Raw genomic sequence first — 17,575 nt, 5'->3', positions numbered from 1 at the left:
CGGCGCAAACGGACCGCAGCGAAGCGAAGCGAGCGAGGACCGGATTGCGCCGACTCGGCGAAAGCCCGACGCAACTGAAGTTCCGTACGAAAGGTGGTCACGGAAATGACCGACAAGGCCGAGCAGCAGCCCCTGCTCAAGGTCATCGACCAGAACGCCACCCCGGAGGACGTGGCCGCGATCGTGGCCGTCCTCGCCGCAATCGGCTCAGGAGGCGAGCCCCCGAAGAAGAAGCCACGCTCCCTCTGGGCCGCTCCCCAGCTGCGTACGCCTCTCCACCCCGGCCCCGGAGCCTGGCGCGCCAGCGGCCTGCCCCGCTGACGCAGCCGCTCTACTAGACGATGGCACCTGGTGAGCAGACCCAGATTCAATAGGTGTCATCGTCATGTCTAGGTCGTCCGGCATGAGCCGACACAGTCAGCGCCTTCATGTCCCGCGGGCAGACCGCGAGGAAAGGCTCCGAGCGTTGCTCCTTGCCGACGCGGAGGTACGCAGTGTCGTGCAAGCCGCCGTCGACCTCGACGTCCCGAGCTGGGCCGTCGGTGGCGGCGTCGTGCGTAACGTCGTGTGGGACTTCATCTTCGAGAGCCGAGGTCGCACCGCCCACAACGACATCGACCTCGTCTACTTCGACATCGACCTCACGGAATCCAAGGAACTCCAGATCGAGAAGTCGATCCATGAGCGTTGCGGCAACGCCAGCGCCGAGGTGCGAAACCAAGCGCGTGTTCATCTCTGGTACGAAAGAAGATTCGGCCATCGGATCGATCCGGTCACAGACATCGAAGATGCGGTTGCTCGATTCCCAGAGACATGCACGTCCGTTGCCATCACCGGCACATCGATCGATGCGCTCGACCTCCTGGCACCCTGTGGCCTCGATGACCTCTTCGAGGGAGTCCTTCGCAGAAACCCCCAGCAGGTGACTGCCGAATACTTCGAGGAACGGCTCACGGCCAAGCGGATCGATGAACGGTGGCCCGGCGTTACGGTAGTACGTGAGTGACCTCGACTCGCCTCTATTTGCACTGGCGCCTACCCGTCGTCGGTGCCAAGATTCATCGCCGTGGGCTCGTTCCGTGAGGTCGAAATCGTGTGGTCGGAGCGTTTGGGGAGCCTCCGCAACGTGGTCCGACAGCAGGTCATCCATCGGCAGTTGACGAACCACACCAATACAGCGAGCACCGCGCTGGACGTCGGCTGCGGCCAGGGCACCCAGGCCATCGAGCTGGCCGCCCGGGGTGTCGAGGTCACGGGGATCGACCCATCGCGCGACCTCCTTGAAACGCTCGCCGCCACCGCAAAGGAACGCGGCGTCACGGTTGAGACTCTTCAGGGCACCCTCGAAGATCTCGACCGGCTGGTCGGCGCGACCAAGTACGATCTGGTGACCGCCCACGGCCTGATGATGTACCTCGACGATCCCGAAGCGGCCGTCTCGGCGCTGGCAGCCAGGGTCGCCGGCGGCGGCACCCTGTCGATCACCTTCCGCAACGGAGCCGCCCTCGCGTACCGCCCCGGCCTTCGCCGACAGTGGCAGCGCGCGCTCGCCTCATTCGACGCGACGACGTACGTCAACGAGCTGGGGGCCGAGGCCCGGGCACACACCTTGGAGGAAATGACAGCCTGGTGCGAGGCGTCCGGCCTCCAGGTCGAGCGCTGGTACGGCGTCCGGGTGCTCACCGACGGCGTTCCCGCCGACGAGATTCCCGACCAGCACACCCTTGCCGACTGCATCGCTGCCGAACTCGAAGCAGGCAGCCGTGACCCCTACCGCCACCTCGGCTCTCAACTGCACGTCATCGCCCGCGCCCGCTGACGGGAACCGCGAACGCCGCCCACAACCATGCCGAGGCGCACGGATCATGCACATGCACGATCGGTGCACCTCGCCACCCCTCGAAGTGCACGGATCGAGCACATGGCCTGATTAGCCCCCATTCACGGCCTGCCAGGGCCGACTTCAAGACTCACTAGGGGCCTCCACCCGACCCTCTTCAGCGACTCTGTCTGGTTAACTCCGATCCAAATTTTACGAAACCAGTACCGAACCTGGAGTGGATCCCTAATGTTCGGCGAGGAAATTTCCAACGACGAAGCGGAAGAGGAAACAACAGTGCGCATCATCCCCCCACCTGCTAGACGGGGCATTTTCGCAGTAGCCGCTGCCGGAGCCGTCCTCGCAGTGACCGCCCCTGCCGCCGTGGCGAACTGGACCGGTTCGCTCTCAGGCTGGTCCGACGGCGTAGGCGAGTCTCGGCGCTGGAACGACACCGGGCCCTACACCCAGATCAAGTGGGAGGACTGTGAGGTCCAGGGCTTTGGCGAGAAGCAGGAAGCGACGATCCGAGTCTGGCGCGACATCACAGCCGCGCCCGACGTGCACTACGGCAGCCTGACATACTCTGCCTGTTTCAAGGACAACACCACGAGAAGTATCGGCGAGTGGACCAACTTGACGAGCGGGACGTACCCCTACTACTTCAAGACACCTCGGGTGGGCACATCTGGAACCGATAACAACGGGCTTCTACACGTCGCTTGGGTGGGAGTCGACACCTCCATGGCTGACTGAGCCACCCCTTCCTCTCTCGGACACGAACGGTGGCGGCTGGCTCAGCCTTAAGGTAACCGGCCGCCACCCTCGTACGAACACGAAAGACCGACATGCGGATACGCGCGTTGCTTCTATCCTCCGCTGCTCTACCTCTTTTCCCTGTTGCCATTGCGGCCGCCGCGTTCTACTACGTCGTGAACGGCCAACCGCAAGTTCACTACTTTCCGATAGCCACGGCGCCGATGCTGGTCGCAGCACCGATCGCGACGATGTATCCGGTCGCCTACGGTCTAGCCGCTGCGGCTGGTGCGTGGCAGGGCTCAAGACTGCGATCCGACGGCACCTGGCTGGTGGCCCCCGTGCGACGCCCCGCGAAAGTAGTCGCGACGACACTCGCCCCAGTGGTCACGATGGCCTGGCTCATGTTCGTTCTGCCTGTTGCAGCAGCTTTTCTGGACCGCCCAACGTTGCCCACCTGGAACAGCCTCCTCCCTTTGGTCCTAGGTCTTGTGCTCTCCACCGCCTGGGCTGTTATCGGATTCGTGGTCGGACAGCGGACAAGCCCGATCATTGCCGTACCCCTGCTGGCATGCGGCGTCTTCTACCTGGTCGCTGTCACCGTTGCCGTGGATCCGATGTACCTACGCCATATGAGCGGCTATTACACCGATGGCCCTGGATTCGGCGAGTCGGCAACAGCCGAGTCGATGGTCGCACAGGCTCTCCCGACGGCCGGAGTCGCTGTTGCAGTCTGCCTACTGTGGAGCAGATTCCACAAGCTGGTCACATTGGTCGCCGGCGGAGCCGTAATCGTCGCGGCGTCCTTCACCAGCTATTCGATCGTGAAGGACTGGAACTACAACCCGAGTCTCAACAGCGGTGACCTACCCACGGCCTGCGCGGGAACGGCGCCTCAGATCTGTCTTCCCGAACAGGCAGAGGGAGATCTTGATGAGATTCACCAGGAGGTGCAGTCCGCATACACCGTTCTCACTGCTTACGGCGTCGTGGACGACGTCCCCAAGATCGTCACCGAGCGGAGCATGTTCGGTCGCTTCGACCCACCTGCGATTGACGGAACACGATACGCGTTCTTGCTTCAGGGGCAGAAGAACCGGTCAGTCGTCGGATCAATATTGGTCGAAGAGATCCGTTTCGGCTGTGACGCGGACTCACTCTCATACCGAGTCGTTCAACTGTGGCTCGGTGAGAAGCTGGGCCTGACCCGTACGTTCGAGTCCTACGCAGGCGAGGACCCTTACTACACCCGCAAACAGCACCGCGAGTTGATGCAGACGGTGGCGACGATTTCCGCGAAGCCCGACGCCGCACAGCGGAAGTGGTTCCAGGACCTCAAGGCGAAGGCATGCGAGGAGGCCACGTGAGATGGTGGCTGAAGGCACGGCGGATCGCCCCGGTCCTGGCACCAGGTTTGGTCACGATCGTCCTCGCACTCGGTCTGTTCGCCGATACCGACGCTTCGTTAGTTTCGTGGACCGTGTCGAACCAGACGGTGCCGTTGTTGACGTTCGCCCCACTCATCCTCGCCGCAACCCTCGCTCTCAGTCTCGACTCACGCCTCCCTGAGGCCGAGCTGACCTCGACCCGTCGCCTTCCATCGTTGGACATGCTTCTGATCGTCAGCGCGGTCTCCGCAACGCTCGCGGCGGCGTGGTTCGCACACCAAGTGACCCATGCTGACTCGACGCTCGTCGTCGGACGCAACGCGCTCTTCCTCACCGGCTTGATGCTCGTAGCTCGGGGGTTCGTCGGCCGAGGCGGCATCGTCGTAGCCACAGGCTGGGTGTTGATCGTGATCCTGGTCGGCCGCCGCACGCCAACCGAGTACTTTCCGTGGGCGGTCACAGGCCTCCCCATCAGCACGTCACGTGCCACCACGGCAGCGATCGCCGCGTTCGTGCTTGGTGTGCTCATGACCTATCTCACCGCAAGGAAGCTCCCATGACCCTGCACTTCGACACCATCAGCTATCGCTACCGACCATGGAGCACCGACGTGCTCGACGGGTTTAACTACATCCTTCCCGGCGGCCTGACCATCCTGCTCGGACCGAACGGCGCAGGGAAGTCGACGCTGCTGCGCCTCGGCGCCTCGGTGACCAACCCGAAGCGGGGGCGCGTGACGGTCGACAGCATCTCCTCCAAGACCAGAGACTTCCGACGTCACGTCTCCTGGATGCCTCAGAACGTCACAGCAATGACGGGGCTGACCGCGCGTGAGCAGGTCTCCTATACGGGCTGGCTGAAGGGGATGAGCCGATCCGAGGCATGGGCAGCGTCGATGGAGGCACTCGCTACTGTCAACCTGGCCGAGCAGGCCGACAAGAAGGCGAAGGCGCTCTCCGGCGGACAACTCCGCCGCCTCGGCGTGGCCTCGGCCACGATCCACCGAAGCAAGGTCCTGCTTCTGGACGAGCCGACCGCCGGGATGGATCCGACTCAACGACGTTCGTTCCGGGACATCCTCACCAGAATCGCCGACCGTGGCGTGAATGTGTTGATGTCGACCCACGATGTCGCGGACCTCGCCGAGGACGCTACCCATGTGACCGTGATGAGTCAGGGCCATGTCCGATACGACGGGCCGACCCACGAATACCTGCGCAACGCACCAGTGGGCACCCCTGCGAACCGGCTCGCGGAGGCTGCGTACACGGCGCTCACCCTGGGCTGACCTGCTTATGATCCCGGAGTGATCACCTTCTCTCGGCGATATCTCCTGGTCACCCTGGCATGGCTGGTGACCCGGGGGTGGGTGGTGATCCTCTACGGCTTCCCGGCCGCCGCGCAGGAGCAGTTCTCCTGGTGGGGCACGGAGTGGGGCGTGGTGGGCGACGTGAACTACTACCGCGACAGTCTCGACGGCCTCGCCCAGGGCGGGGTCGCGGGGACGCTGGTCGAGTATCCGGTGCCGGCACTGCTCCTGCTCTGGATCCCGTACGCCGCGATCGGACTGCTCGACCTGGGCGGCGAGGCCTACATCGTGGCCGTGCTGGCGATGGCGGCGCTGACCGATCTGCTCTTCATGGTGCTGCTGATCCGCAACCGCCGCGGGATGCACCCGAGGTTCGGGATCTCCGGCGCGGAGGCGTTGTGGCTGGTCGCGGTCCCAGCGCTGGGTGCGACGGCGTACGCCCGCTTCGACCTCTTCCCCGGGATCATGGTCGGGCTGGCGGTGCTCTACGTGGTGACCAGACCGAAGGTGGCCGCGACGTTCGCGGCCTTCGCGACCGGCGCGAAGTACTGGCCGATCCTGGTCATCCCGGCCCTCGCCGCGAACCGCGCCACCCGCCGCGGGGTCATCCTGACCGTCGCCGGCACCGGCCTCGCCCTGGCCGGGCTGAGTCTCGTCCTCGGTGGCTGGGACCGCCTCTGGACGCCGCTGAACTACCAGAGCGAGCGGGGCCTGCAGATCGAGTCGGTCTTCGCGACCCCGGCGATGTACGCGTGGGGCCACGGCGGTCCGGAGAGCGGCTACGCCATCGACTACACCGAGTGGAAGGCGTACGACATCAGCGGCCCGCGGGTCGAGGCGCTGCTCCTCGCGGCGACGGTCGCCTCCGTGGTCGCCGGGGCTCTCGTCATCGTCTGGTGGGTGCTCGCCTGGCGACGTCTCCCCCGCGGCGAGAGGACCGAGGAGACGATCGTGTGGCTGGTGCTCGCGACGGTGGCCGCGTTCCTGGTGACCAACAAGGTGCTCAGCCCTCAGTACATGCTCTGGCTGCTCCCCGCCGCCTCCGCCGGGCTGGTCCTGCTCCGCGGCCGGGCTCGCCGGCAGCTCGGTATCTGGTCGGTCGTGCTGGTCGTGGCGACACTGCTGACCCACGAGATCTTCCCGCGGATGTACGGCTACATGCTCACCTTCAACGACATCGGCTCACCGTGGATCACCGAGGTGCTGGCCTGGCGCAACGGCCTGCTGGTGCTTCTCTTCCTCTACGCCGCGTGGCGCACGACCCGGCTGCTGGCCGCCCTCCCCGAGCGGGGGCGGCCAGCAACCGAGGGTCAGGAGAGGCAGACCTTGGCGACGTCGCCCTGAGCCGAGTAGATCGTGACCGGCGCCTCGGCGAAGACCGGCCGGCAGGCCGGCGCGGTGAGCTCGTGCACGGTGATGCCGTCGTAGAACCCGTGGTCGTCGCAGTTCTCGTAGTTCACGTAGACCTCCCCGGGCTCGCCTCCGTCGCGGAAGATCCGCAGGATGACGTACGCCGTGACCGGCTGCCCCGCGGCACAATTCTGCGGCGTGTTGGGACCGGAGCGGGCCGGTGCGCTCGTGATCGCCTCCACGAGGCCTTCGGCGTCATCGCCCGTGATCTCTCGCGACCCGGTCAGCGAGGCCGAGGACGGCTCGTAGCGACAGATCGCGATCGACTCCGGGGCATCGCCCACCAGCGGTGAGGTCTTCGGGGCGGTCTTCGGCCGCACCTGGTCGCCCTCGGCCAGCGGCGAGGAGGTCTCGCAGCCGTAGGGGTCCTTCGGCGTCGTCCGCAGCGAGCCCTTGATCTCGTAGTTGACCTTCTCGTCACCCGGACCGGTGAGGATCGTGGCGTAGGCGTCGCTCTCCCCGACCTGGACCCGGGTCAGCAGCCAGCCCTCGTGCTCCCAGGAACCGGTCTGGAGGGTCCCGCCCTTGCCGGGCTTCTCGATCAGGACGTAGGGCTGCCACAGCGCGAACGGCACCTTGCCGAACTGCGGCGGGAAGTCACGGTCCGCGGTCTCGTTGCAGGCGATGGCCGGCACCGGCTGGTTGGTGATGTTCGCGACGTACGGAGTCCGCGGCACGGTGTCCCACTGGTCGCCGGGCTTCGCGATGCACTCCGGCAGCGCCGGTGCCGTGGCGTCGGCCCACTCCTCGGGCACCTGGAAGGCGATGTCGTAGCGGACCGCCCAGCGGTTCCCGTCGGCCGGCGCGGGCAGGTCGGTGCGGCCGCGCTCGACGTAGGTGCCCTCCGGTGCGGCATCCTCGTCGGCGCCGAACGCCTTGGGCGCGTCCCCGGCACTGTCCTCGGCGCCGGAGGCGTCGCTCGCGGCCGTGCTCTCGCCACCACCACCGGTGGGCTGCAGGTTGGCCACCACGCCACCCAGGCCGACGACTGCCAGCACCGCGGCGGCAGCAGCCAGGATCCAGGGCGCCTTCCGGCGTCCGGGAGACTTCTCCTCGGCTGTCTCACGCTCGTCGGACAGGTCAGCCGGTCCAGACTCTTCAGACGCCCCGGGGATCGCGAGCTTCCGCGGCTCGAAGCCGTCGGCCGCACGGGCCAGGGCGGCGCGGAAGGCCCGCTCCTCGCGCTCGAAGTCACTCATTGTCAACCCCCTCGTTCCCTCTGTGATCAACAGAGCCTTGCTCGTTCAACCGCTGCCTCAGCTTGGCCAGCGCCCGGTGCACGTGTGAGCGGGCCGTCGCCTCGGCGCAGTCGAGCACCGTCGCGATCTGCGCGAACGAGAGGTCCTCGTAGAACCGGAGAACCACCGCCGCTCGCTGGTTCGACGGCAGCGTCTGCACCAGCGCCCACGCCTCGTCCGCGTCTCGCTCCTCAGGGCCGGGCTCATGCCTGGTCGCCATCGGCTCGACGTCCTCGACCAGCACCAGCCGGCGCCGCTTGCGCCAGCCGCTGATCGACCCGTTGACGATGCTCCTCTTCACGTACGCCTCCGCCGTCCCGGACGCCGCCAGCGACTCCCACCGCGGCAGCGCGCGGGCGAGGGCGTCCTGCACCAGGTCAGGAGCGTCGGAGTTGTTGCCGGTCACCAGGTAGGCGAACCGCTGCAACGCGGGTCCCCGAGAGGCCACCCAGGCACCGAAGTCTGGTTCGCCCGCTTCCTCGTGGGCATCCACGGACACCTCCTCTGGCACGTTCACACACCTCCTACGCGAAGTCTGTCGTGTTCGTTGCGAGTCGCGCGGAATTGAGTTGCCCCGATCCGCCGCAGACCTATGGTTGGCCAGATGACCCGTGAAGTAGACGCCCGCACCGATCGCTATGTCGAGGAGCTCTGCGCCCTCGACCCGCTGACCGCTACGTATGTCGGTGTCGCCGGCCACGACGCGGAGCTTCCCGACCTCTCCCCCGACGGGATGGCGGCGGTGGAGGAGCTCAACCGGGCGGCCTACGCCGACGTGGCCGCGATCAAGCCGGTCGACGAGCGTGAGCAGGTCGCCAAGGACGCGTTCCTGGAACGGGTCGGGCTCGACATCGAGTTCGCCGAGGCGCAGCTGGACCGGAAGTTCGTCTCCGTCATCACCAGCGGCATCCACAACCTGCGCGAGGTCTTCGACCTGATGCCGACCAGCACCGAGGACGACTGGGCGGCGATCGGCGCCCGGCTGGCCAAGATGCCGGACGCGGTCGCCGGCTACACCGCGACCCTCCGGGAAGAGGCGGCGGCCGGACGGGTCTCGGCGACGGCTCAGTACCAGAAGGTCGCCGACCAGATCCTGAGCTGGACCGGGCAGAAGGGGGCCGGCGACTTCTTCGCCGGCCTGGTCTCACGTGCCCCCGAAACCACTCCCGCCTCGCTGCGCGCCGAGCTCGAGGCCTCGGCCGGGAGGGCCAACGAGGCGTTCGTCGAGTTCGGGCGCTTCATGGCCGACGACCTGGTCCCGAACGGGCTGCCGAAGGAGGCCGTCGGGCGCGACCACTACCAGCTCTCCTCACGGCGCTACCTGGGCGCCGAGATCGACCTGGAGGAGACGTACGCCTGGGGCTGGGAGGAGCTCAAGCGACTCTCCGACGACATGGAGGCCACTGCCGACCGGATCCTGCCGGGAGCGAGCGTCGTCGAGGCGGCAGCTCATCTCGACAAGGACCCCGCACGGCAGCTGACCTCGACCGACGCGCTCAAGTCGTGGATGCAGGACCGGGCCGACCAGGCGATCGCGGAGCTGGCCGACGTGCACTTCGACATCCCCGAGCCGGTACGGCGGATCGAGTGCATGATCGCGCCCACCACCGACGGCGGGATCTACTACACCGGCCCCTCCGAGGACTTCTCCCGTCCCGGCCGGATGTGGTGGTCGGTGCCGGAGTCGGTCACCTCGTTCGGCACCTGGCGCGAGCTGACCACCGTCTACCACGAGGGCGTTCCCGGCCATCATCTCCAGGTCGCCCAGACCGCCTACCGCGCCGAGCTGCTCAACCGCTGGCAGCGGCTGATGTGCTGGGTCTCGGGCCACGGCGAGGGCTGGGCGCTCTACGCCGAGCGCCTCATGGACGATCTCGGCTACCTGGACGATCCCGGTGACCGCCTCGGCATGCTCGACGGGCAGTCGTTCCGGGCCGCGCGGGTGATCATCGACATCGGCATGCACCTGGAGCTGACGATCCCGGAGGACAACCCGTTCGGCTTCCACCCCGGCGAGGTGTGGACCCCCGAGCTCGGCCGCGAGTTCATCGGGCAGCACTGCCTGATGGAGGACGCCTTCCTCGACTTCGAGGTCGCCCGCTACCTCGGCTGGCCGGGCCAGGCGCCGTCCTACAAGGTCGGTGAGCGGATCTGGCTCCAGGCCCGCGAGGATGCCCGCGCCCGCGCCGGCACTGCCTTCGACATGAAGGCCTTCCACCGCGCCGCGCTCGACCTCGGCTCGCTCGGCCTCGATCCGTTGCGGGCGGCGCTCGGGCGGCTGTAGCTCTGCGGGGTTGGGCAGAGGCCTTTTGGGCGTACGCGGGGTGCGGCTTCGTCTGCGCTCTGTTTCCACGGGGCTGGGGTGGGCCGCCGACCCTCTCTCTGAGGGTCTTCTCGCCAGACCCCGGAGTAAAGGACGGCCTGCGGCCGCCGGCTTCGCCGGTCGCCTTCGGCGATCCTTGACACCGGACCATGTCGAGAAAAGATTTGGCTGGCTATCGGGGCGGCGGCCCCGAAGTGGCCGCGGGAAACCGCCCAGGGCGACGGAGGCTTCTACGGGCGAACGAAAATTCGTTCGCCCCAACTGAGCAGGGACTCCTCTGGCGGAAAGAAAATTCCTTCCGCCAGCAGAACCCGCACCCGGAGGGGACTACCTACACGGCGAACGAAAATTCGATCGCCCCAACTGAGCACGGACTCCTCCAGCGGAAAGAAAATTCCTTCCGCCAGCAGAACCCACACCCGGCGGAGACCGGCTCACACGGCGAACGAAAATTCGTTCGCCGACCACCCCACTCGCCCACACCGGCGAAGCGATCAGCCGATTCCCAGGCCCCTACACAACCCACATCTCCGCACCAAACCCCTGCCGCCGACCCGATAGCCAGCCAAAATTCTCGGCGACGGCCGGTGTCAAGGACCGCGAAGCGGCCGGCGTCAGCCGGCGGCCAAAGGCCGTCCTTTACTCCGGACGCCGCCGAGAACACCCTCCCCGAAAGGGTCGGCGGCAAACCCCAACCACAAAACACACCAGCCAATACGCGAGCCAATACGCGCCGAAAAGCGAGTCAGCGCCCCCCACCCAAGATCCGCTCCAACCCCTCCCGCCCAGCAAGCCCAGAAGGCTCGACAAGACGCCCAGACCGCACGTAGTAGAACGCCGCCCGAACCCGAGACAACGGCACCCCCATCAGCTCAGCCCACCCCAGCCGATAGAGCGCGAGCTGCAACGGGTCGGCGTTCTGGGCCTGGTTTGTCTTCCAGTCGACGATCAGGAAGCCCCCGTCGGGCTCATGGTAGACCGCATCGATCCGGCCGCGTACGACCTGACCTGCCAGGACGATCGCGAACGCGGCCTCGACCCGGTAGGGCGGGCGGTCGGCGAACGGGCCCTGCTCGAAGGCGGCGATGACCTCCTCGAGGCCGGACTCGTCCTCGATGCCGTGGTCGGCGCGACCGGGGAGATCATCGGGGTCGAAGAGGTCCTGCTGGCCGAAGCGGGCCTCGACCCAGGCGTGGAACCGGGTGCCGAACCGCGCCTGAGAGGACGGCTTGCGGGGCATCGGGCGGACCAGGTCGGCGGCGAAGCCGAGCGGGTCGTCGCGCAGCTTCGACATGGCGGTGGCCGAGAGCGAGGACGGCAGCGGTACGACCACCTCCGGAGCGCGCTCGCGCTCCGCCTCGGTGAGCAGCCGCTCGATCTCCTCGTCCCACTGGTTCACCGTCTCGAGCAGGGTGAGGTCGTCGAGATCGTCGGGTCCCGGCCCGACCTCGCGGACGAGCCTGGCCGCCTCGAGGCGGCGCTCCACCTCTGGGGTGTGGTGGTTGATCGGCCAGGGCAGGTCGACCTCCTGGGCGGCGTAGGGGCTCTCCTCCTCACCCTTCACCACGACCTCCGCCCAGCGGTCGGGCTTGGCGCCCCACTGGAGCAGCGCCTCGCGGGTCTTCTCCACGTAGACCGACGGCCCACGCCCCTCCTTCAGCGAGGGTGACCAGCGCCAGCAGGAGACGAACTGGATGTGGCGGGCGCGGGTCCAGGCGACGTAGGCCAGCCGTAGCTCCTCGACGCGCTCGTGCTCCTTGCGCTCGGCGAGGAGCTCGTCGATCGAGTCGGCGTCGTGGCCGTGGAGCTGCGGCAGGTCGTCGCGATCGCCGCGGAGCGCGGCGGGCATGACCGAGGGGACGGTCAGCCATGACGAGCGGGTCTGGCCGGTGGGGAACTTCTTGTGGGTGACCCCGACCAGGAAGACGACGTCCCACTCCAGGCCCTTGGCGCGGTGGACGGTGAGCAGCTTGACCGAGTCGGCCTCCGAGGGCGTGGCGACGTCGAGGCCCTGGCCGTATTCGTCCTCCGCCTCGAGGTAGGCCAGCAGCGCGGCGAGGGTGACCTGACCGTCGAGACCCTCGAAGTCGGCGACCGCCTGGACGAAGAGGTCGAGGTTGTCTCGCCTGGCCGAGGCCGCCGGGGAGACCGAGGCGGCCAGCTCGACGTCGATGCCGGTGACGTCGATGATCCGCCGGACCAGGTCGAGGAGCGGTTCGTTGACCGCCCGGCGCAGTCCTCGGAGCTCCTCGGCGAGGAGCTTGAACCGCTCCCTGGCCTGCGGCGAATAGTCGTAGTCGGAGGGGTCGCCGGGATCCTCCAGCGCGTCGTTGAGCGAGGGGATCTCGGTGGGGTCGGTGCCCTCGACGGCCGCCTCGAGCTGCCGCTCGATGTCGGCGAACTCCTCCGCGCCGCCGACGACCCCGGCCAGGTCACGCGAGCGCCGACCGAGGATGGCCAGATCGCGCGGACCGATCGCCCAGCGTGGACCCGCCAGCAGCGTGAGCAGCGCGGCGTTGGCGGTGACGTCGTGGAGCAGCTCCATGGTGGCCACGACCTCGGCCACCTCGGGCAGCCGGAGCAGCCCCTTCAGACCGACGATCTCCACCGGGATCTCGCGAGCGGTGAGCGCGTCGAAGACCGCCGCCGCCTGCGAGTTGTCCCTGGTCAAGACGCCGATCTCCTTCCACTCCCCCACCGCCTCATGGGCCTCGATCACCTTGTCGGCGAGCCAGAGCAGCTCGTCGTCGTACGTCTCGTGGACATGCACCCGCACCTCACCGTCGCGCGCCCCCTCGGCGGCGACCAGGCGCTCCTTCTCGCGCCCCTCGTAGAGCTGGGAGGCCAGGTGGTTGGCGGTGTCGAGGATGCGCGCGTCGGAGCGGCGGTTGACGGTCAGGGAGTAGGCGGGGCGGCGTCCGTCCTTCGTCGGGAAGTCGCGGCCGAACTCGAGGATGTTGCTCACCGAGGCGCCGCGCCAGCCGTAGATCGCCTGGTTGGGGTCGCCGACGGCGGTGACGGGGTGCCCGTCGCCGAAGAGGCGGGCGAGCATCTGGGCCTGGGCCACCGAGGTGTCCTGGTATTCGTCGAGCAGCACGACCTTGAACTTCCCGCGCTCGATCTCACCGACCTCGGGGGTCTCCACGGCCAGCCGGGCGGCGAGAGCGATCTGGTCGGAGAAGTCCATCAGCCCGAGCCGGTCCTTGAGCCGCCGGTAGCCGTCGACCAGGTCGAGCAGCTCGTAGCGCTTGTCGATGGCGTCGATCGCCTTCTCGACCTTGGTCAGCTTGGTCTTGACCCGTTTCCCGTCGGCCAGCTGGCCCTCGAGGTCGGCCACCTCCAGCGCGAACAGCGACCGCTCGTTGCGGTCGTAGGCGCGCAGCGTGGCGGGGTCGACGAGGTGCTCGGAGAGCTCGGAGTCGAGCGCGAGCAGCTGTTGGACGGCCAGCTTCGGGTAGTCGGTCAGCTTCTCCACCGGGTGGTTGTGCCGGGCCACGGCTCGAGCCGCGAGCTGGTAGCGGGTCGCGTCGGCGATCAGCCGGGTGTCGGGTTCGTGACCGATCCGCAGCCCGTGCTCGGAGAGCAGGCCGGAGGCGTAGGAGTGGTAGGTCGCCACCGTTGGCTCGATGGGCTCGTCATCCTCCTCACCGGGCCGCGGCGGGCCCTCGCGGCGCTCCGGCCACAGCCCCGCCTTCTGCAGCGACTCCCGGATCCTGGTGGCCAGCTCGGCGGTCGCCTTCGTGGTGAAGGTCAGACCGAGCACCTCCCCAGGAAGCACCCGACCGGTGGCGACCAGCCAGACGACTCGCGCGGCCATGACCGCGGTCTTGCCGGACCCGGCGCCGGCGACCACCACGGCCGGCTCCAACGGCGCCGTGATCGCGCGGAACTGCTCCTCGCTGTAGAGCCAGTCGTGGCCCATCAGCTTGGCGAGCTCCTCGGGGGTCTCGACCGTCATCGCGGAACTCATGTCAGGGGTCACGACAGCACCGATCCCGAGGTCTGCGCCGGACAGAGCGCGACGAACTGGCACCTGTCGCACTGCTTGCCCGGTCTGGCCACGAACTCCTCCGCCCGGACCGTCGCCACCGCCTTCTCCAGCTGGGTGATGATCTCGGGCGGCTCGGGAGCCTGCACCTGCACCTTCGGCAGCTCGCTCCCCGAACCCGCGGGATGGCGCAGCTGGATCAGCTCCGCGCCACCGGAGGTCGCCCCCGGTGCCAGCGACGAGGCCGCGCCGTGCTCCACGGCCAGCTGGTAGAGGCCGAGCTGGCCGTGCTCCTTGACCTCCTGCGCGGTGGGCGGATACTTCCCGGTCTTCAGGTCGACGACGACGATCCGGCCACTCTCATCGAGCTCCAGGCGGTCCGCATAGCCGTTCAGCCGCACCGTCTCCCCGCTGGGCAGCGAGACCTTCGCGGTCAGCTGCTCCTCGAAGCCGATCACGGTGCGCGCGCCGGGGCGCCGGTGCCAGGTCAGGAACCTGGCCAGTACATCCTGGACCGCCTCACGCTCGCGGGCAGCGGACCAGGGCGTACGGAACTCGAGGCGGCCCCAGACCTCGTCCACGAACGGCATCAGGTCCTCGACCGTGGCGGCATCGAGATCGCCGCGGGCGAGCTGCTCGGCGATCGCGTGCACCACCTTGCCGAAACCCTGGCTCGAGGAGTCCGTGACCGCGCCCCCGGCCTCCCGGGCCAGGAACCACTGCGCGGGACAGGTCAGGATCGCCTCCAGCGCCGACGCGCTCAGCGTGATCGGACGGTCCTCGGGGCGCACCGCGGCCGAGGCGTACGTCGGGGCCCGCAGCCCCCACCAGGTCGAGGGGTCGGCGGAGAGCGCGATCCGCTTGCCGCGCACCTCGGTCGCGGCCAGCTTCTGCAGCCTCCTCGCGGCCGCTTCGCGCAGCGCGTCGGGTCGGGCAGGATCCGCGGCGGTGCGGCGCAGCTCGGCGACCAGACCGGCCAGCGACAGCGGTCGAGTCGGCCTGCCGACGCGGTGACGGATCTGATCCTCGCGCAGGCCGAGCTCGTTGATGAACCGCGACGGCTGGTCACCGTCGTCGTCGGGCGACTTCACCGCGGTCACGACCAGCCGGGACCGGGCGCGGGTGGCGGCGACGTAGAAGAGCCGGCGCTCCTCGGCGAGCATCGCCGAGCGAGTCAATGGCGGGAGCAGCCCGCCGTGACGGCCGTCCGGCAGCGCCGGGGCGATCCGGTCGGGACCGAGGAGCGAGTCGCGCCGGCGCAGGTCGGGCCATGCCCCCTCCTGGACGTGGGCGACGACCACCAGACCCCACTCCAACCCCTTGGAACGGTGGGCGGTGAGCAGCCGCACCGCCGAGCCGCGCACGCCCTTGTCGGCCAGGGTGTCGGCCGGGATCTCCTGGGCACGCAGCGTGGCCAGGAACGCCTCCACCGAGGTGAACTCCTGGCGGCCCTCGATCTTGGCGGCGGTGTCGAAGAGCGCCACGACCGCGTCCAGATCGCGGTGGGCCAGTCGCGCCGCCGCACCACCCGACTCCACCTGCGCCCGGAGCCGCTGACCCCACTCGGCACCGTCCCACAGCGTCCACAGCACCTGCTCCGCCCCGGCCCCGTCCTTCAGCGCAGCCCGAGCCTCGGCAAGAAGGGCCGCAAGCCGGCGCACCCGCCCCAGCACCCGCTCCTCGCCAGCTCCGCCCCCGCTGGTCGAGCCGCCCCCGCTGGTCGAGCCGGATTCGTGAGGTACGAACGAATCAGTGTCGAGACCAACACGGTCCCGCTCGGCGCTCGATGGGACCGTGTTGGTCTCGACACGCTCGCTGGCGCTCGCGGCTCGACCAGCGGGGAACCCCAGCACGGCACGGCGTACGAGCTCGTGGGCAGAGACGTCGGGAAACCTCGCCCGAAGCAGACGGGTGAGCGCGCGGACGTCGGTGGCGTCGAGGCCACCGAGAGGACCGGTGAGCAGCTCCTCGCAGCGGTCGGGGCGTACGTAGCGCTCGTCGAGGTCCGACTCGACGTCGGCGTCGACGACGATCCCGAGCGCGTCGAGGAGGACGGCGGCGGCAGGCTCGCGGACCAGCGGGGTCTCGTCGGCAGCTACCTCGACCGGCACGCCGGCCGCGGTCAGTGACCGGCGCAGCTGCGGGATCGAGGTGCGGCCGGAGCGCACCAGGACGGCCATGTCGGACCAGTCGATGCCGTCCTCGAGATGCGCGCGGCGGAGCAGATCGGCGATGTGCTCGGTCTCGGCGCGGTCGGTGTCGAAGGTGAGCACCTCGGCCCGGCCGGGGTCCTCGGCCAGCGGGTGCGGGTTGCGGAAGGTGTCGTAGGCCGCGGCCGGGATCGAGCCGCGCACCGAGATGCCCGCCGCGATCGACCGCGACGCCCGCAGCAGCCGCGACCCGAACCGGCGGGTCGTCCCGAGTGCCACCACCGGCGCGTGCCGGCGTTCCCTGGTCAGGAACTGGGAAGGGAAGTCGAGGATCCCGTTGACGTCCGCGCCCCGGAACCCGTAGATCGACTGGTCGGGGTCGCCCACCACGATCAGGTCGCGCCCGTCACCGGCCAGCGCCTGCAGCAGAGCGACCTGGCTCGGGTCGGTGTCTTGGTACTCGTCGACGAACACGCACGCGAACTCCGCCCGGAGCTCGACCGCATGCCGCTCGGCCTCGATCACCCCCCGCATGATCAGGTCGGGGTAGTCGATCGCCGACTGCGCACCGAGCACGTCGAGATACTGCTCCAGGAACCACCCGGCCGCGACGAACTCCTCGATGCGCTCCTCCCGGCCGAGCGCCACCAGCTGGTCGGGGTCGAGCCCGCGCTCGCGCGCCCGCGCGATCACGGTCTGCACCTCCCGCGCGAACCCGCGGGTGCCGATCGCCATCCGGAACCGCTCCGGCCACCTCACCGACTCCGGGTGGTCGGCCAGCAGCTCCTGCAGCACCACGTCGGCCTCCGGCGCCGAGAGCAGCGTCAGCGGGGCGGCGTAGAGCTCGGCCGGCGCATAGCGGCGCACCAGCCCGTAGGCGAAGGAGTGGAAGGTCGAGGAGACCGCCCCGGACAACGTCCGCCCCAGCCGTGCGGTCACCCGGTCGCGCAGCTGCTCGGCGGCCTTGCGGGAGAAGGTCAGCGCCAGCAGCTGGTCAGGGCGTACGCCGCGGTTCTCGATCCGGTCGACCACCGCCTCGACCAGCGTGGTCGTCTTGCCGGTCCCCGGTCCGGCGAGCACGAGCAGCGGTCCGCCGGGGTGCTCCACGACCGACCGCTGGTGCTCGTCGAGCACCGGCACACCGACAGCGCTCGGCGGCGGGGCAAGGCGGTAGGAGACGGTCACGGGCTCCAC

The 17,575-nt window shown here is 68.6% G+C and carries 13 protein-coding genes; 9 read left to right on the top strand and 4 right to left on the bottom strand.

Annotated elements, in window-relative coordinates:
* Window positions 1-105: 105 nt before the first annotated feature.
* The 8 genes from ACIRON_RS28675 (at window position 106) to ACIRON_RS28640 (ending at window position 6,616) form a co-directional block, all read left to right on the top strand.
* Window positions 106-321, top strand: a complete 216-nt coding sequence (locus ACIRON_RS28675; protein WP_402998160.1) for an acyl-CoA carboxylase epsilon subunit — start codon at window positions 106-108, stop codon at window positions 319-321.
* An 82-nt stretch (window positions 322-403) separates the two neighbouring features.
* A complete protein-coding gene (locus tag ACIRON_RS28670; RefSeq protein WP_402998157.1) occupies window positions 404-1,006 on the top strand; it encodes a nucleotidyltransferase family protein in 603 nt (200 codons plus the stop codon).
* Window positions 1,007-1,066: 60 nt separating this feature from the next.
* On the top strand, window positions 1,067-1,819 hold the full coding sequence (locus ACIRON_RS28665; RefSeq protein WP_402998155.1) for a class I SAM-dependent methyltransferase: 753 nt from the start codon (window positions 1,067-1,069) through the stop codon (window positions 1,817-1,819).
* Window positions 1,820-2,068: 249 nt separating this feature from the next.
* Window positions 2,069-2,575, top strand: a complete 507-nt coding sequence (locus ACIRON_RS28660) for a hypothetical protein (protein ID WP_402998152.1) — start codon at window positions 2,069-2,071, stop codon at window positions 2,573-2,575.
* A 224-nt stretch (window positions 2,576-2,799) separates the two neighbouring features.
* Window positions 2,800-3,942, top strand: a complete 1,143-nt coding sequence (locus ACIRON_RS28655; RefSeq protein WP_402998149.1) for a hypothetical protein — start codon at window positions 2,800-2,802, stop codon at window positions 3,940-3,942.
* Entirely contained in the window at window positions 3,939-4,523 is a 585-nt protein-coding gene (locus tag ACIRON_RS28650; RefSeq protein WP_402998147.1) for a hypothetical protein, read from the top strand. The genes ACIRON_RS28655 and ACIRON_RS28650 overlap by 4 nt, the downstream gene beginning before the upstream one ends.
* Entirely contained in the window at window positions 4,520-5,251 is a 732-nt protein-coding gene (locus ACIRON_RS28645; protein ID WP_402998144.1) for an ATP-binding cassette domain-containing protein, read from the top strand. The genes ACIRON_RS28650 and ACIRON_RS28645 overlap by 4 nt, the downstream gene beginning before the upstream one ends.
* Window positions 5,252-5,269: 18 nt before the next feature.
* On the top strand, window positions 5,270-6,616 hold the full coding sequence (locus ACIRON_RS28640) for a glycosyltransferase 87 family protein (RefSeq protein ID WP_402998141.1): 1,347 nt from the start codon (window positions 5,270-5,272) through the stop codon (window positions 6,614-6,616).
* Here the strand turns inward: ACIRON_RS28640 and ACIRON_RS28635 are convergent.
* Window positions 6,583-7,881: a hypothetical protein gene (locus ACIRON_RS28635; RefSeq protein WP_402998138.1), complete on the bottom strand. Its 1,299-nt coding sequence runs from the start codon at window positions 7,879-7,881 to the stop codon at window positions 6,583-6,585. The two genes, ACIRON_RS28640 and ACIRON_RS28635, sit on opposite strands and share 34 nt — an antisense overlap.
* Window positions 7,874-8,431, bottom strand: coding sequence for a SigE family RNA polymerase sigma factor (locus tag ACIRON_RS28630; RefSeq protein ID WP_256328819.1), 558 nt, complete (start codon window positions 8,429-8,431; stop codon window positions 7,874-7,876). The genes ACIRON_RS28635 and ACIRON_RS28630 overlap by 8 nt, the downstream gene beginning before the upstream one ends.
* A 93-nt stretch (window positions 8,432-8,524) precedes the next feature.
* On the opposite strand from ACIRON_RS28630, the gene ACIRON_RS28625 reads away from it, so the two are divergent.
* Complete coding sequence (locus ACIRON_RS28625; RefSeq protein ID WP_402998134.1) at window positions 8,525-10,204, top strand: DUF885 domain-containing protein; 1,680 nt, start codon at window positions 8,525-8,527, stop codon at window positions 10,202-10,204.
* Window positions 10,205-10,988: 784 nt separating this feature from the next.
* Here ACIRON_RS28625 and ACIRON_RS28620 read toward each other — a convergent pair.
* Together ACIRON_RS28620 and ACIRON_RS28615 are read right to left on the bottom strand one after the other, a co-directional pair.
* Window positions 10,989-14,201, bottom strand: coding sequence for a UvrD-helicase domain-containing protein (locus ACIRON_RS28620; RefSeq protein ID WP_402998131.1), 3,213 nt, complete (start codon window positions 14,199-14,201; stop codon window positions 10,989-10,991).
* A gap of 20 nt (window positions 14,202-14,221) precedes the next feature.
* Window positions 14,222-17,566, bottom strand: coding sequence for an ATP-dependent helicase (locus ACIRON_RS28615; protein ID WP_402998129.1), 3,345 nt, complete (start codon window positions 17,564-17,566; stop codon window positions 14,222-14,224).
* Between the last annotated feature and the right edge of the window lie 9 nt (window positions 17,567-17,575).

This window comes from Nocardioides sp. NPDC101246 (assembly GCF_044767415.1).
In the GTDB taxonomy this organism is placed as follows: Bacteria; Actinomycetota; Actinomycetes; order Propionibacteriales; family Nocardioidaceae; genus Nocardioides.
Note: the sequence above shows the minus strand (reverse complement) of the source record. Positions and strands in the feature narration are given on the sequence as shown.

Coding starts and splice junctions, on each gene's coding strand:
- ACIRON_RS28675 (WP_402998160.1), top strand. CDS start 106: ATGACCGACAAGGCCGAGCAGCAGCCCCTGCTCAAGGTCATCGACCAG.
- ACIRON_RS28670 (WP_402998157.1), top strand. CDS start 404: ATGAGCCGACACAGTCAGCGCCTTCATGTCCCGCGGGCAGACCGCGAG.
- ACIRON_RS28660 (WP_402998152.1), top strand. CDS start 2,069: ATGTTCGGCGAGGAAATTTCCAACGACGAAGCGGAAGAGGAAACAACA.
- ACIRON_RS28655 (WP_402998149.1), top strand. CDS start 2,800: ATGCTGGTCGCAGCACCGATCGCGACGATGTATCCGGTCGCCTACGGT.
- ACIRON_RS28645 (WP_402998144.1), top strand. CDS start 4,520: ATGACCCTGCACTTCGACACCATCAGCTATCGCTACCGACCATGGAGC.
- ACIRON_RS28635 (WP_402998138.1), bottom strand. CDS start 7,881: ATGAGTGACTTCGAGCGCGAGGAGCGGGCCTTCCGCGCCGCCCTGGCC.
- ACIRON_RS28625 (WP_402998134.1), top strand. CDS start 8,525: ATGACCCGTGAAGTAGACGCCCGCACCGATCGCTATGTCGAGGAGCTC.
- ACIRON_RS28620 (WP_402998131.1), bottom strand. CDS start 14,201: ATGACGGTCGAGACCCCCGAGGAGCTCGCCAAGCTGATGGGCCACGAC.